This window comes from Streptomyces amritsarensis (assembly GCF_001953875.1).
In the GTDB taxonomy this organism is placed as follows: domain Bacteria; phylum Actinomycetota; class Actinomycetes; order Streptomycetales; family Streptomycetaceae; genus Streptomyces; species Streptomyces amritsarensis.
This window is the reverse complement of the sequence record NZ_MQUR01000006.1, coordinates 87890-103158: the sequence shown is the minus strand read 5'-3', so window position 1 is coordinate 103158 and position 15269 is coordinate 87890. Positions and strand designations below refer to the sequence as shown.

Sequence of the window (15269 nt, the reverse complement as noted above, 5' to 3'; positions counted from 1 at the left end):
GTGTCCGGCCGGGTCAGGGCGCGCCCTCCCCGGCCCGGGACAGGGCGAACACCCCCGCGCAGACCAGGGCCACGCCCAGCAGCTGGGGGAGCAGCCACCAGCCCGCGCGCAGGTGTTCCTCGTACAGGACCACGCCCAGCGCGATGCTGATGCTCGCGTCGCCGAGGGTCAGGGCGGGCTGCGAGGCGACCAGCGGGCCGCCCTGCATGGCGTGTTCGAGCAGCAGAAGGGCGCAGATGCCGCTCGCGCCGAAGGCGTACGTCTCCCAGGCGGTGAGGAACCCGCCGATGCCGTGTTCGTCGAGGACGTGCACGGAGGACTTCATCAGGGCGGCCGTGAGCGCGTAGCAGACTGCGGTGGCCGCGCCGAGGAAGCCGGCCCGCGAACGGCCCGGCGGCCGCCGCAGGCCGGCCACGGCGAGCAGGGCGACGATCACCGCGCAGGCCGGCAGCGCCACCACCCACCGCTCGGTCGGCACGTCGGTGCGGTTGCCCGACGGCGAGGCGGCCACCAGCGCGACCCCGAGCCCCGCCACCACCCCCGCCACGGCCAGCCACAGCGCTCCCGGCAGCCGCTGCCGGGTCAGCAGGGAGGCGATCAGCAGGGCGAGCGGCAGCTCCAGCACGAACAGGGGCTGTACGAGGGCCAGCGCGCCCGTGGCCAGCGCCGCGGCCTGACCGGCACCGGCCGCGATCACGGCCAGGATGCCCGCGACCCACACGGGCCGGCGCAGCAGGTCCAGGACGAGACCGGGGCGAAAGCCCTCGCTCTGCGGCACGGTGAGCGCGGCCCGCCGCTGGAGCACGGTGGCCAGCGCGTTGCTGAAGGCCGCGAACAGCGCGAAGAAGACCGGCAGGACGACGCCCATGTCCCGATCCTCACCGCGTCCGGCGCCCGCCCGTGCCGCGACACCGGGCCGCGGGCGTCGCGGGGGCCGCATTCCCCCGTCCGGACCTGCCGCGCGGCGCCGCCGAGCCGCGTCAGGTCCGGCCGGCCGCCCGCCGCAGGGCCAGCGCGGCGAGGGCCTCCGGGGCGCCGGCCTGGCCGCGGATGCCGGGGAAGGCGTTGACGTCCACGATCAGGGGCGTCCCACCGCCGGTGTCGATGATGTCCACGCCGTAGACGTCCAGCGCGAACACCGATCCGACCCGGCGCACCAGATCGGCCCAGCCGGCGGGCAGTTCGTCCACGGCCGACGGGAGGGTGGGGCCGCGTCCGCCGGGGGAGAGCTCCGACCGGCGCAGGGCGGAGAAGACCCGGTCGCCGACGGCCCACAGTTTGTGGTCCCAGCCGTTGTTGGGCGCGTACTCCTGCACCACGACCGGCTCCCGCGGCCAGTCCCGCGCCAACTCCCGCAGCCGCGCGGGGCCGTCGGCACGGGCGACGAGGTCGCCGCGCCGGCTGCGCCGGCTCTTGACCACCACGGGGGCGGACGGCCGCGCCCGGCTCGCCCACGCCCCCAACGCGCCGACGGTACGGGTCGCGGCGAACGGCAGACCGGCCCGCAGGGCGAGCCCGGCCATCTCCGTGCGGTCCTGGCACAGCGCGGTGGCCGACGCCGTGTTGACCACCGGCGCGCCCCGCCGCTCCAGGTACCGCGCGAGCCCCAGCGCGTGCGGCGTCCGCGACTTCAGCAGGTACACATCGGCCAGCGGCAGGGGTACGTCCCCGAGGGTGATCGGATCGAGCGCCGCCACCTCGTGCTCCGGCGTGAGCAGCGCGGTGGTGTCCGCCAGCAGCGGGTGTCCGGGCTCCGGGGTGATCAGGCCGATCCTCATACGGTGTCACCCGCCGCGGCGGAGATCTGCGCCGGAGACGACTGGGCCGGGATCGACAGGGGGAGCGACACGGGCGCCGCCGCCATCGTCGTCGCGGCTGCCGGTGCCTGTGCCACGGGCGCGACCGCGGGCACGGGTGCGGCCGTCGCGGGGCCGCCGCCGGCCCGCGCCAGCCCCAGTACGGCGCGGGCCACCCGCGCCGCCGCGTCCGGCACCTGCCGGAAGCTCGGGAAGTCGTTGACGTCCACGACCACCGGTCCGTCGGGACCCAGCAGTACGTCCACCCCGTACAGGTCGAGCCCGTAGACCGCCCCCACCTGGGCGGCGATCGCGGCGACCTCGGACGACAACGGTACGCGGCGCTCACGGACCGAGGGGTCGGGGTGCAGCGGGGAACACCGCTCGGTCGCGAACAGCTCCCCGCCGACCGCGTACACCTTGATGTCCGTGCCCGAGTTGGGTACGTACGGCTGGGCGATGAGCATGCCCTCGCCCGCGAGCACGGGCAGCAGTGTCTCCAGCCGCCCGGGCGAGGACACCAGGTGCACCGCCCGCCCGGAGCTGCCGTCGGCGGGCTTGACCACGAGCGGGTACTCGGCCGCCGGTATCTCCCTGAGCAACTCGGGGCGGGCGACGGCGTAGGTGGGCGGCAGCGGGAGGCCGCGGCCGCGCCCGATGGCGGCGGCCAGCGCCTTGTCCCGTACGCCGCGGATCGAGCGGGCGTCGTTGACGGTGGTCAGCCCGGTCGCAGCGGCGGCTTCGAGGAGGGTCAGCCCCGGGCCGCCCGACACCGTCTTGAGCACCCAGGCGTCGTGCGCACCCTCGGCCACGACCTCGGTCATGCGCAGCAGCGAGCCGCCGGGCCGCAGGACGTCCACACGGTGCCCCCACGCGGTCAGCTGTCCGATCACCTCGTTCGGCATACCGTCGTGACGGTAGTGCTCCTCCACCAGGAAGCAGAGCCTCATCGACCTTCCCCAAATTCCCGGACGTCCGCCGAATCCGCCCGGCGAGTTGTGACGTCACAGGATGTCATGGACCGCAATGTGATGATCGGTCCGCCTGTGGGCTGCGGTGTGACCCTCCGGCCTCCTTGTTAGGCTTCCCGTTTCCGTTCGACGGGGGGAAGTACGGAACATGTGCGACCAGTGGACGCGTCAGTTGTGCGCGCTGGCGGTCAACAGAGCGGCACCGGCGGATGTGCTGCTGCGGCTGCTCGGCCAGGAGGACGAGTGCGCGCGGCGCCCGGTTCCGAAGCGTGCCGTTCTGCCGCAGGAAGTGATCGAGGCCATTCTGGTCCACCCGGACCGCCAGGTCCGGAAGGCCTTCGCGGAGAACGCCGACGCCGACCCCGAGCAGCGGGCCCGGCTGGTCGACGACCCGTCCAAGTCGGTCCACCTCAGCCTCGCGGTCGGTCCCATGCCCTACCGGGAGCCGGTGCCCCCGTTGCCCGACTGGGCGTACGAGCGGCTGCTGAAGCACCCCGAGGCCCTGGTGCGCCAGGAACTGTTCAGCTGGGGCGGGCGGCCGCCCGCCCACGTGCTGGTCGGCCTCGCGGACCACGAGGACCCGCTGTTCCGCCTGGCCGCCTGCCGGTACGCCTGGCACGAGCTCCCGGACGCAGCGCGGCAGCGACTCCTGCACGACGACGACCGCGAGGTACGGCTGGCGGCCGCCGAACAGGTCTGCCCCGAGGACGAGGAACGCACTGCCTGGCTCATCGGGGAACTGGACGGCTCGTGGCCGGCGGCCGAAATCCTGCGGACCGGCCGGCTCCCCCGGGAACTCGCCGAACGCCTGGTCGCCGAGGGCGATCGGCTCCGGGAGCTCGCGGGCAACCCGTCGCTCGCGCCCGACCTGGTGGCACGCCTCGCCGTCGACCCCGACCCGGCGGTCCGGCTGGTGGTCTCCGCCCGCCCCGAGCTGAGCGAGGCCGACCGGGCCGCCATCGACTACACCGTGGACCCCGAGGCCCGGCTGGGCACGCTCCAATGGGTGTGGGAGCGCCGTGAGGACGCCGAGTTCCTGCGGCAGTGCGCCCGGTCCGCGCACACCTGGCTGCGCCGCAGCGCCGCCGTCTGCCCGGGCCTGCCGGCCGACGCCGTCGAACTGCTCGCGGAAGACGAGGACTTCGCCGTCCGACTGCTGCTCGCGGAGTTCCACCCGGCACCGCCGCCGGAGCTGCTCCTCGACCTCTACCTGGGCGGCACCCACCGCGCCGTCGGCATGCTGACCGCCCGGCCGGGCTTCCCCTTCGCCGGGCTCGCCGCCCGCTTCGGCGACTCGCCGGATCCCGAACGCCGGATGCTGGCCCTGCACGACCCCGGCCTGGATCCGGAACTCCTCGACCGCCTCAGCCAGGACCCCGGGACGAGGAACGCCGCCGCCCGGCACCCCCGGCTCCCCGTGGCGCGGATCCGCGAACTGCTCGCCGATCCGGACGAGCACACCGCGGCCGCCGCGGCCACCAACCCGGCTCTCCCGCCCGAGGACATGCGCCGGATCCTGGACCGGGCGGGCGTGCCGGAAATCCGGGTGAATGATCGGACAAGCGGCTGATAGGTTGATCACGTGCCGAAGCTGAATCAGATCATCGCAGTCGAAAAGGGCGTCAAGTCCAAGTCCCTCCAGGAGCTGACCCAGGCTCACCACGACGTGCAGAAGCCCGCCCTGCTGGCCGGCATCTCGCGGACGTACCAGCCCAAGGACGAGGAGGGCGAGCAGCTGCCGCCCGAGTCCACCCGGGTGCAGGTCAAGGCGGAGGACGTGCTGCGCGCGACGGCCGGGACGCTCACACGGCTCTTCGACGTGACGGCCACCAAGGACTGGGCGAACCGCAGCGCCGCCGCGGACGTGGTCGTCGACGGCAACGTCCTGCTGGCGCAGGTGCCCGTGCCGTATCTGCTCTTCCTGGAGAAGCAGCTCACGGACCTGCACACCTTCGTGCGGAAGCTGCCGGTGCTGGACGCATCCGAATCCTGGAACCTGGACCCGTCCACGGACTCCTGGAAGACGGACCCGGTACGCACGATCCGCACCAAGAAGGTGCCGCGCAACCACGTCAAGGCCGAGGCCACCGAGAAGCACCCGGCCCAGGTCGAGGTGTACTACGAGGACGTGCCGGTCGGATACTGGACGACCGTGAAGTTCTCCGGCGCGCTGCCCGCCCGGCGGGTCAACGAGCTGCTCGACCGTGTCGAGAAGCTCCAGCAGGCCGTCAAGTACGCCCGTGAGGAGGCCAACAGCGCCGAGGTCACCGACCAGCGGGTCGGGGACGCGGTGTTCGGCTACCTGTTCAGGTAGCCCTCAAGAACCCCTCCCGTATGTCTGCGGGAGGTGCGCGAGAGCGCAAGCTGAAACTGATGTTGAAGCTGAAACAGGGGTGTCAGTTGGGGGTTCGAATCCCTCCCCCGGCATTGCGTGCCGGGGTGGCCCAAGCTGGTAGAGGCGGCCCCATGAATCTCAGATTCTCGCTCCAGTCTCAGTATTCGCCGCCGAACACCGGATCGACCGAGCGTGGACGACCATCGATGGATGGGGGTTCAAGTCCCTCCTGCGCCTCTACCGTGGCGCGGTAGTTCAAAGGTAGAACACGTCGATCTCAGAATGATCCGCGACTCTTAAACGTGCCGGTGTGCGCAATTGGGTGGCACGCAGGAGCCCGGGAGCTGGATATGCTCCCGGGCTCCGTCACGTCCGCCCCGAGGTCACGCGGTCAACCGGTCAACCGTCCCCGGGTCACACGGGGACGGACACGAAGGTCCTGCCGGCCTCGTTCTCGACCAGGACGGCCTTGACGTCCGCCCGGTCGACGGCGGCCGAACCGTCCAGACCGGCGCCCTTGGCCTCGCCGTTCTCCTGGCTTCCCACGACCCAGCTGCCCGCGGTGGTGCGCTTGCCGTCCTTGGAGACCACGATCAGCCTGCAGCGTTCGCCCGGCGGCACACCGGTGACCGCTGCCCGCAACCGCACCCACTTGGTGGCCGGCGTCATCTGTACGGTCATCCGCGCACCCGTGCCCGCATCGGTCGCGGAGTGCAGCGTGGTCCCCTTGGGCGGGGGAGAGGGGTCCGCCGGAGCGGTCGGCGACGGGGGCTGGGGCAGTGCGACGGGGTCGGGACCGCCCGTGCCCAGCTGCGTACCGGCCCAGAACACGGCGGCCAGGGAAGCCGCCACCGCCAGGCCCGTGAGCCCCGCACGACGGCGTGCGGCACCGGCGCGCTCGCCCCGCATCTGCCGCAGCGTGCGCTGGAGCAGCAGGTCGCCGCCCTGCGGCGGTCCGTCGAGGAACGCCTCCTCGGGCACCTCGCCCAGTGCCGCCTCCATCTCACGCAACGCGGCCACCTCCTCCCGGCACTGCACGCACCCGCTCATGTGTCCCTCGACCCGGCGGACCTCCTCGTCGTCCAGGACGCCGAGCACGTACGGGCCGAGCAGTTCCTCCTCGTGCCGCTGCCGGTTCATGCCACCACCTCACGCAGTCCGGCCGGCTGCTGGGGCGGCCTGCCCGATCTTTTTCCGTCTTTTGTTCCGCTCTCCCGGAAGCCGTCGTCCCTGAAGACGTCGCGCAGGGCCTTGAGCGCGTAGTGCGAACGCGACTTGACCGTACCCGCCGGGATGCCGAGGGTGTCGGCGGCTTCCGCCACACTGAGCTGCCGGTAGTACAACTCCTTCAGCACGTCCCGGTGTTCCGGGGACAGCCGGTCGAGAGCCCCCAGCACCGTCATGCTGTCCACCACGGAGTCGGCGTGGTCCGCCTCCACCGGGGGAGCGGCCGCCGAACCGGACACCTCCGGCGGCCGGGCGGCCCTGGCCCGGTACCGGTCGGTGATGATGTTACGGGCCACGGTGAGCAGCCAGCCGCGTACCGAGCCCTTTCCGTTCACGAGGACCTCGGAGTGCCGCCAGGCACGTATCAGGGTCTCCTGCACGACGTCCTCGGCCGCAGCCCGGTCCCCGGTCAGCCGGGTGGCGTACGCGAGCAGGGCGTGGCCGTGCTCCTCGTACACGGACTTGATCAGTGCCTCGTCGGTCGAGCCCCGCCGAGTGCGGGGCCACAGTGGTCCGGCCATCTCACCCTCTCCGTCTTCCTCGCTTGCGTGGTGCGGTCGGAACACGCCGGCGGAGCCGAAACGGTTCATGTGACCTGCGTCACCCGAGGTTCGGGGTGTTCAAGTCCGGCAGGCCCGGCCCTCGTTGAGGCAGTCGACGACCGCGGCCATCTGCGGCCCGGTCATCGCGTTCACGAACATCGCGTGGTCCGTCCTGGGGCTGTGCCGTTGCTCGGGGAAGGAGTCGATCGCGACCGGCACCCCCGCGGGGACCTCGTAGGCGAGGGAGAGGCGCAGTTCGGGCACGGGGAAGGTGTCGGTGGGGCAGACGCCGTTGCCCCCGGGGAACAACAGGTGCGAGCGGTGCCCGGCGCTCGCGGTGTCGAGGCCGTTCCAGCAGCTCGGGAAGACCAGCGTGCGGGTGACGCGGTCGCCTTCGGGGCAGCGCGGGTAGCGGGTGGTGGAGCGGTCGGGGGAGCCGGAACACCCCCAGCGGGCCCGGACATGGGCGTCGCTGCCCGCAGTGCGGGCGACCGCGTCGCCGGTCATCGCGCGCAGGAAGGGCGGCATCTCCACCACCTTGCTCACCGGGTTGCCGCGGAACTCGACCCGCACCGAGGTCTCGGGCACGATCTCGCCGCTGTTGCCGTGCCCCGCCGAGGTCTCGTGGGGGCGCACCCCCGGCCGGTCCAGGCGGCGCAGGACGGGCCAGTAATACGTCGAACGGTCGCCGCCCGCGCAGCTCGTGGCGGCGGCGGCCAGCGACTCGTCGGTCGACATGGCGTCCGTGGACAGGTTGCCCACGTAGGAGTGCGTGTGGTGGGCGCCGGCCCGCAGGCCGGGCGAGACCACCAGGTTGTCCTCGTTGTAGTGCCCCTGCTCGTTGCGGCCGCAGTCCACCGCCACCGAGCCCGGCGAGCCGTCGCTCCGGTCGGCGGGGGTGGCCGGAGCGGCGGCGGGGGCGGGCGGAACATCACGTATGTCCACGTAGTCGGACGGTGCGGGGGCACCGGCCGGCGCACCCGCGTGCGGTCCGGCGGTGCGCGTGGCGCCCAGCACCGCGGCGGTCAGCGCACCCCCCAGGACCAGGCAGATGACGAGAGTGAGCAGTCGGCGTTCTTTCCCCATGGCGGTCACGGTTGCCGGTGGCGACCCAGCCGTCAACCTGGCATCCGCATGGCGGTCGCCCGCACGGCGGTTCGCACGGTCCGGTGTGGGGCGATGCGTCGCGCGGGACGGTAGGGCCGCAGGTGAACGGTGGTGCCGCCGTCCCCCGGGATCCGGAGCGCGAGCCCCTCCCGCATCGCGGCCCGCGGCCCGCGGAGGGCGCGTACGGCCCTTCCGGACGGGCCGCGACGCCCGCATCCGCCACATCGGGCAGCACGGCGGTGCGGTGCGGGGCGGTACGGGGCAGTGCGGGGCGGGGCGCCGAAGTGGGCGCCGGCGCACGGCCGGTCCTGTCCGCGGGGCCGCTTGTCGGGCCGTGCGGGAGCCGACACAGTGGGCGCATGACACCAGCAGCGACCCCCGCCGAGCTCCTGCACGCATTCGCCCGCACCCGCTGCCGACTCGACGGCGGCGAGGTCGCCTACTGGTGGACCGGCGACGTCCACTCCTGGGCACCGGGCGAGCCCTACCGGCGGCTGTTCGGCTTCGAAGGGGTCAACGTCTCGCGCCTGGTGGCGGACGAGGAGGCCGGCGGCTACCGGCTGTTGTCCCGGGAGGCCGCGTTCTACCTGGACCCGGTGACCCGCGAGATCATGGAGACCTGGCAGGACAAGCCCGTGGTCCACGTCTGGAACGACCCGGCCAACCAGAGGTGGCGCCCCTTCCCCGTCCCCGTGACCGAGCTGGGCGACCAGATCTGTTTCAGCCTGGAGATCCCGCTCGCCTACCCCTCGCCGCTGCCGGTCGAGGAGTACCCGGACCACTGCGCCGACGACACCTACCGGGCGCTGGAACTCTTCCAGTTCTTCGCACCCGCCACCGCCCTGACCACCGACGAGGCGAGCGTCCCGGCGACGATGTCCTGGACGCGGATGTCCCCGTGGCTGCCGTGGATGGAACAGGGCCCCCGCCCCGGCGGCCTCACCTTCCACTGCCGCGGCCGCAAGCTCGACGCCTACGCGCAGGTCCCCGAACGCACCCGCGCGTACATCGCCGACCACCATCCCGAGTTCGCCCACGCGCCGGAGAAATGGAGCGAACCGAACGAGACGAGCTGGACGTACTTCCGCAAGCTGTTCCCGCCGGACCGCGGGGAGTGAGCCCCCGGCGCCGCGCCGCGCCGCGCGGCGCCCGGTGCCGTGCCCGTGAACAGGGAAAGACCTGATCACACCCCCTGCTGAGGGAACCCCGGGGGGAGCCGAAGGGGGCGGACAAGGGTTTTCCCGGTATCCAGTTCATCCCCGCGTTGCCTACTGTCTGCCCACCGGCGATCTTCTCCAGGCCGGGCGGTACACACTCCAACCCCACATGGCGTGTAGGCCTACCACCGGGGGAAGCGCGCCGGGACCGCCGTTGCCCCTGCCTCGCCGTTGCGGCCGGGACAACGTGGCGTGCGGCGGCAGCCGGGGCGAGACCGACCAACTCGCTCCCGGCCCCGCGGCCGCCGGAACCTCCCACACTGCACCGAACCGGCCGTTCCGGCCTGCCCGGAACAGGCCCTCGAAAGGGATCACGTGCACGCAACGAGACGCAGGCTCATATCCGTGGTGGCCATGTCCGTCACCCTGCTCGCCGGCACCGCCACCGCCTCCGTGGCCGTGGCCTCCGAGACCCCCGCCGCAGCCCCCGCGGCCGCGCTCGCCCCCACCGCGCCGGTCGAGAACCTGATCGTCGGCTACAAGTCGTCCGCCTCCGAGGCCAGCTCCAACAACGCCGCCGCCGCCGACGCCACCGCCAAGGGCAAGAAGGCCGGCAAGAAGGCGACGTTCGACCGCCGCCTGGGCACCGGAGCCGCGCTGGTCAACCTCGGCGGGACCGTCGCGCCGGCCGAGGCCGCCGACGTGATGGCCCAGTTCCGTGCCGACCCGGACGTCGCCTACGTCGAGCCCGACACCCGCGCCTACGCCGCGGCCGTGACCCCGAACGACACCGAGTACGCCAAGCAGTGGGACCTCTTCGAGTCCACCGCGGGCATGAACGTCCCGGCCGCCTGGGACAAGACCACCGGCACCGGCGTGACCGTCGCCGTGATCGACACCGGCTACGTCGCCCACTCGGACCTCGCGTCGAACACCGTCGCCGGCTACGACTTCATCAGCAGCGCCACCTACGCCCGTGACGGCGGCGGCCGCGACAGCAACCCCGCCGACGAGGGCGACTGGAACGCCACCGACGGCGAGTGCGGCGTCGGCTCCAAGGCCAGCAACTCGTCCTGGCACGGCACCCACGTCGCCGGCACCATCGCCGCGGCCACGAACAACTCCAAGGGCGTCGCCGGCATCGCCTACGGCGCGAAGGTCCAGCACGTCCGCGTCCTCGGCAAGTGCGGCGGTTCCACCTCGGACATCGTCGACGCCATCACCTGGGCGTCCGGCGGCTCCGTGGCCGGCGTCCCGGCCAACGCCACCCCGGCCAAGGTCATCAACATGAGCCTCGGCGGCCCGGGCGCCTGCGGCACGAGCTACCAGAACGCGATCAACGCGGCCGTCGCCCGCGGCACGACCGTCGTCGTCGCCGCCGGCAACAGCAACGCCGACGCGGCCGGCTACTCGCCCGCCAGCTGCAACAACGTCATCAACGTGGCCGCCAGCAACCGCGCCGGCGACCGCTCGTACTACTCCAACTACGGCTCGATCATCGACATCGCCGCCCCGGGCGGTGAGACCCGCCGCGCCACGGACACGCCCGGCACCGTCACCACCCCCGAGAACGCGATCCTCTCGACCCTGAACGCGGGCACCACCACCCCGGGCTCCGAGATCTACAAGCCCTACCAGGGCACCAGCATGGCCGCCCCGCACGTCGCCGGCCTCGCCGCGCTGCTGAAGTCGGCGAACTCCGCGCTGACCCCGGCCCAGATCGAGACGGCGATCAAGAACAACGCCCGTCCGCTCGCCGGCACCTGCACCGGTGGATGCGGCGCCGGCCTCGCCGACGCCGCCGCGACCGTCGCCGCCGTGACCTCGACCCAGCCCGCCCCGGCCTTCGAGAACACCGCGGACTACGCCATCGGCGACAACACCACCGTCGAGAGCCCGATCACCGTCACCGGGAAGTCCGGCAACGCCCCGGCCACCCTCAAGGTCGGTGTGAACATCGTCCACACCTACATCGGCGACCTGAAGGTCGACCTGGTCGCCCCGGACGGCTCCGTCTACACGCTGCACAACCGCTCGGGCGGCAGCACCGACAACATCAACCAGGTCTACACCGTCAACGCCTCCTCNNCGGCACCTGGAAGCTCCGGGTCAACGACAACGCCGGCGGCGACACCGGCAAGATCGACTCCTGGAATCTCACCTTCTGAGACGGCTCACGCCCACTCGGGTCCGCCACCAACTCCGCCTGACGGAGCGATAGTACGGACCAATAGAATCCCCGGGCCTGCCGATACTACGGGTATCGGCAGGTCCGCCGGGTTTTCCCTGCACTGTGACTGAATTCTGCGTCACAATGCGGGTCCACCAGCCGTCCGACCTCGTATTCTCGCCTCTCACAGGAAGGGCACAGGAGATGGGGACCGGAAGGCTGGTGGCTGTGCGTGGTGGCGGCGACGGGGCACGCTGACACAAGTGTCGGACACGGAGAGCTGATCAAGGCGGTCGACCGCGCGCTGACCACGCACGGCCGGGCGCTCCTGACCGGACCCGCCGGCGCGGGCAAGACCGAGGTCGTCCGCGCCGTCTCGGCCGCGGCCGAAGCGCGCCGCGAGATCGTTCTCCGCCTCGCTCCCGAGGCCGCCGACCAATGGATACCCGAGGCCTCCGCCGCCGCCCTCCTCGCCTCCGTGCCCGCGGCCGCCCTCGAAGAGCTCTCCGGCCCCCAGCGCACCGCCATCGCCTTCCTGCGCCGGGAGGCCGACGCCCCCCGCGCGGGCCGCGACCACGTCGCACTGCGCCTGGCCGTCGTCGAGGTGCTCCGCACCCTCGCCGTCCGCCAGCCCGTCCTCCTCGTCATCGACAACGCCCAGTGGCTCGACGCCGAGAGCACCGACCTGCTCCGCTTCGCCCTGCGCCTCACCCCGACCCGCGTGCGGGTGCTCGCCGCCGAACGCGTCCAGGGCGGAGCCCCGGTCGGCGAACCCCTCTGCGGCCCCGGCGTCCCCGCCGTACGGGTGCCCCCGCTCGGCGCCGACGAGGTCGCCGAGCTGCTGCTGCGCCACGGCCTGCCCGCCCGCCTCGCCGGCCGCATCCACCAGGCCAGCGGCGGCAACCCGCGCCTGGCCCTCGCCCTCGGCCATTCCCTCGCCGAGGCCGCCGAGGCCCGCGACTGCAGCGCCCACCACGCCGACCCCCTGCCCGTCTCCGGACAGGCGCGCGAGGTCGCCCGCCGCCTCCTCGCCGGAGCCCCCGCCCAGGCCCGCCGCACCCTGCTGCTCGCCGCCCTTGCCTCCCGCCCCACCATCTCCCTGCTGCGGCGGGCCGGCCGCCCCGACGCCGAGGCCGAGCTGGCCGAGGCGGAACGGGCCGCGCTGGTCAGGGTCGGAGAGGACGGCACCGTCGAGTTCACCGCCGGCGCCCTGCCCACCGCGCTCGCCGCCGACGCCGGCTGGCCCGAACGCGCCGCCGGGCACGCGGCACTGGCCGCCGCGGTCGACGACCCGGTCCAGGCCGTACGCCACCGGGCGCTGGCCGTCGACACCCCCGACCAGGGGCTCGCCGCCGAGATCACCGAGGCCGCCGCGGTCTGCCGCAGCCGCGGCCAGCGCGCCCTCGCCGCCGAACTGGGACTGCTCGCCGCGGAACGCACGCCGTCCCGCCTGGCCGACGACGAACTGGCCCGCCTCGTCACCGCCGCCGAAGACGCCGGCTGGGCGGGCCGCGCCGACCTCGCCCGGCGCGCCACCCGGGCCGTACTGGCCCGCGACGCCTCGCCCGCCGACCGGGTACGCGCCCGGCTCGCCGTGATCGACGCCGCGGGCCAGGCCCTGGGAGCGCTCGAGGAGACCTTCGCGTACGCCATGGACGAGGCCGCCGGGGACCCCGCCCTGCAGGCCGCCGTGCAACTGCGCATCGCCTGGAAGCACAACCTCAGCGACGGCGACCCCGTCCGCTCCCGCGACGCCGCGGCCGAGGCGGGCGCCCTCGCCGCGCAGGGCGGCGACCAGACCGCCGAGGCCATGGCCCTGACCGTACGCGCCCGCATGGGCCGCATCCTCGGGGACGCGGGAGCCGAGGAGATCCTCGCCGAGGCGCTCGCCCTGCCCGCGCCCGAGGTGCCGCTCGGCATGCGCAACGCCCCGCAGTACCTGGCCGTCCGGCACGCCCTCTTCGACGACCGCCTCGCCGACGCGCGCCGCCAGCTCATGGTGCTGCTGCCGGCCGTCCGGCGCACCGGTTCGGCCGAGGACGTCTTCGAGGTCCTGCGCAGCCTCACCGAGGTGGAGCTGCGCAGCGGCCGGTGCGAGGCCGCCTCCGTCCACGCCCGCCGGGCCCTGGAACTGACCATCGAGGCAGGCCTCTCGCCCGGCCCCGCCTGGTACGTGGCGGCGATGGCCGAGACCATGGGCGGCAGCTTCGCGCGCGCCGAGAGCTACGCGCGCCGCGGCATCCAGGCCTCCCAGGAGGAACAGGACCAGGTCTTCCTCTCCCGCAGCCTGCACGCGCTCGGGCTCATCGAACTGGCCACCGGCGAGGCGGCGAAGGCGGTCGCCACCCTGCGCCGCGTCGCCGAACTGGAGGCGGCCCAGCAGGTGGTGGACCCGTCGATCCTGCGCTGGCACGGCGAACTCGCCGAGGCCCTGATCGCCGCCGACGCGCCCGGCGAAGCGGCCGAACTGATCGACCCCGTGCGCGCGGTCGCCCACGGCCTCGGCCGTACCGGCGTCGTCGCCGCCCTCGACCGGGCCCGTGCGCTGTGCCTGTCCGCGCAGGGCGACGCGGACGCCGCGGTGGGACTGCTGGAGGACACGGCGCAGCGCTTCGAATCCCTCCGGCTGCCGCTGGAACGGGGCCGCACCCTGCTCGCCCTCGCCCGGGTGGAGCGCCGCCGCCGGCGCCGGGCGCCGGCCCGCGCGGCGCTGCGGGCCGCCGCCGAGGTGTTCGAGCGGGCCGGAGCCGCACCGTGGACCGAACTCGCCAGGGAACCGGTCCCGGGCGACGGGGCCGGCTCCCCGGTCACCGCGGCAGCGGCGCTGACCGAGGCCGAGACCCGCCTCGCGCTGCTCGTCAGCCAGGGCGCCAGCAACCAGGAGGCTGCGGCGAAGCTGTTCCTCAGCGTCAAGACCGTCGAGGCCCGGCTGACCCGCATCTACCAGAAGCTCGACGTACGGTCACGGGCCCAGCTGGCCACCGCGCTGCGCACGCGGTGACCGTACGGCACGCCGGTCAGCAGCTCAGGTTGCCGCCCGGCGTGACGCCCAGCAGCTGGGTGAAGCTCTGGTACTTCGAGATCCGGCTCTGGACCTGGGCGGGGTTGCCGCCGTTGCACTCCAGGGCGCCGTTGATGGAGCGGATGGTCTCGCCGAAGCCGGCGCCGTTCACCATGGCGGCGTGGGCGGTCATGGTGCCCGGACCGTTCTGGGTGTTCCAGTACCACAGTGCCGTCTTCATGGCGACGGCCGGATCCTGCTCCACGAGGTAGGGGTTGGCCAGGAGGTTGATGCCGAGCGCGTCGCCGGCCGCCTTGTAGTTGAAGTTCCAGCTGAGCTGGATGGGCCCGCGGCCGTAGTAGGCGGCCTGTCCTGCGGGACAGCCGTACGGCTGGGTCGCGTCGCAGTAGTGGGGGTAGTTGGCGGTGTTCTGCTCCACGATGTGCACGAGACCGCCGGTCTCGTGGGAGACGTTCGCGAGGAAGGCGGCGGCCTCGCGGCGCTTCACCGTGTCGTCGCCGGTCCTGGCGAAGCCGGGGTAGGCGGACAGCGCGGCGACCAGGCCGTTGTAGGTGTAGAAGGGATTGCGGTTCGGGAACATCTGGTTGAACTGGGCCTCGGAGACGACGAATCCGGACGGATCGGGGTCCGGATCCTGCCCGCCCCCGCCGCAGACGCCCTGGTCCGCCCAGACGCCCCACTGGCCGGTGGTGCCGGGGGTCTCGCCCTGGGTCCACCACTTGGCCTGCCAGTTGCGACCGCCGTACGAGGCGCTCATGCCGTTCGTGTAGACCGCGGACGAGGCCCAGGGCGAGGCGCAGGGGGCCGCCGCCGAGGCGGGGGAGGACGGAAGGGCGATGGCGAGGCCGGCCGTGACGGCCGCAGCGGCGACGAGGCCGAGAGCGCGGCGGCGAAGCGCACGTATCACGTAACTGCTCCTTCAGTGGGGGGAATTGCCGTGGG

At 73.3% G+C, this 15269-nt stretch carries 11 protein-coding genes and 1 pseudogene; 5 read left to right on the top strand and 7 right to left on the bottom strand.

Features of this window, described 5'->3' with window-relative positions:
* Positions 1-13: 13 nt before the first annotated feature.
* From AVW11_RS04640 to AVW11_RS04630, 3 genes are all read right to left on the bottom strand, one after another.
* Positions 14-868, bottom strand: a complete 855-nt coding sequence (locus AVW11_RS04640; protein ID WP_076043329.1) for a DMT family transporter — start codon at positions 866-868, stop codon at positions 14-16.
* A 112-nt stretch (positions 869-980) separates the two neighbouring features.
* Positions 981-1778, bottom strand: coding sequence for an ATP-grasp domain-containing protein (locus AVW11_RS04635; RefSeq protein WP_076043328.1), 798 nt, complete (start codon positions 1776-1778; stop codon positions 981-983).
* Complete coding sequence (locus tag AVW11_RS04630; RefSeq protein ID WP_076043327.1) at positions 1775-2746, bottom strand: ATP-grasp domain-containing protein; 972 nt, start codon at positions 2744-2746, stop codon at positions 1775-1777. The genes AVW11_RS04635 and AVW11_RS04630 overlap by 4 nt, the downstream gene beginning before the upstream one ends.
* A gap of 169 nt (positions 2747-2915) precedes the next feature.
* Between AVW11_RS04630 and AVW11_RS04625 the strand changes: the two genes are divergently transcribed.
* Complete coding sequence (locus tag AVW11_RS04625; RefSeq protein ID WP_076043326.1) at positions 2916-4337, top strand: hypothetical protein; 1422 nt, start codon at positions 2916-2918, stop codon at positions 4335-4337.
* A 12-nt stretch (positions 4338-4349) separates the two neighbouring features.
* A complete protein-coding gene (locus tag AVW11_RS04620) occupies positions 4350-5081 on the top strand; it encodes a DUF7873 family protein (RefSeq protein WP_030848455.1) in 732 nt (243 codons plus the stop codon).
* Between the two features lie 435 nt (positions 5082-5516).
* Here the strand turns inward: AVW11_RS04620 and AVW11_RS04615 are convergent, their stop codons facing one another.
* The 3 genes from AVW11_RS04615 to AVW11_RS04605 all read right to left on the bottom strand — a co-directional run bounded on the left by AVW11_RS04615 (position 5517) and on the right by AVW11_RS04605 (position 7957).
* Positions 5517-6242, bottom strand: coding sequence for an anti-sigma factor (locus AVW11_RS04615; protein WP_060179712.1), 726 nt, complete (start codon positions 6240-6242; stop codon positions 5517-5519).
* Positions 6239-6850: a sigma-70 family RNA polymerase sigma factor gene (locus AVW11_RS04610; RefSeq protein ID WP_030848443.1), complete on the bottom strand. Its 612-nt coding sequence runs from the start codon at positions 6848-6850 to the stop codon at positions 6239-6241. Before AVW11_RS04610 ends, AVW11_RS04615 begins: the two co-directional genes overlap by 4 nt.
* A gap of 99 nt (positions 6851-6949) precedes the next feature.
* Positions 6950-7957: a DUF1996 domain-containing protein gene (locus AVW11_RS04605; RefSeq protein ID WP_076043325.1), complete on the bottom strand. Its 1008-nt coding sequence runs from the start codon at positions 7955-7957 to the stop codon at positions 6950-6952.
* 380 nt (positions 7958-8337) lie between these two features.
* Between AVW11_RS04605 and AVW11_RS04600 the strand changes: the two genes are divergently transcribed.
* The 3 genes and pseudogenes from AVW11_RS04600 (at position 8338) to AVW11_RS04590 (ending at position 14306) form a co-directional block, all read left to right on the top strand.
* Positions 8338-9096, top strand: coding sequence for a DUF1838 family protein (locus AVW11_RS04600; RefSeq protein ID WP_076043324.1), 759 nt, complete (start codon positions 8338-8340; stop codon positions 9094-9096).
* A gap of 453 nt (positions 9097-9549) precedes the next feature.
* Positions 9550-11303 (top strand): annotated as a pseudogene (locus AVW11_RS04595) (S8 family peptidase).
* Positions 11304-11537: 234 nt separating this feature from the next.
* Positions 11538-14306 (top strand): helix-turn-helix transcriptional regulator, encoded by a 2769-nt coding sequence (locus tag AVW11_RS04590; protein WP_240528127.1) that lies wholly within the window; start codon positions 11538-11540, stop codon positions 14304-14306.
* A gap of 16 nt (positions 14307-14322) precedes the next feature.
* On the opposite strand, the gene AVW11_RS04585 is transcribed toward AVW11_RS04590, so the two are convergent.
* Positions 14323-15234 (bottom strand): glycoside hydrolase family 19 protein, encoded by a 912-nt coding sequence (locus tag AVW11_RS04585; protein WP_076043322.1) that lies wholly within the window; start codon positions 15232-15234, stop codon positions 14323-14325.
* Between the last annotated feature and the right edge of the window lie 35 nt (positions 15235-15269).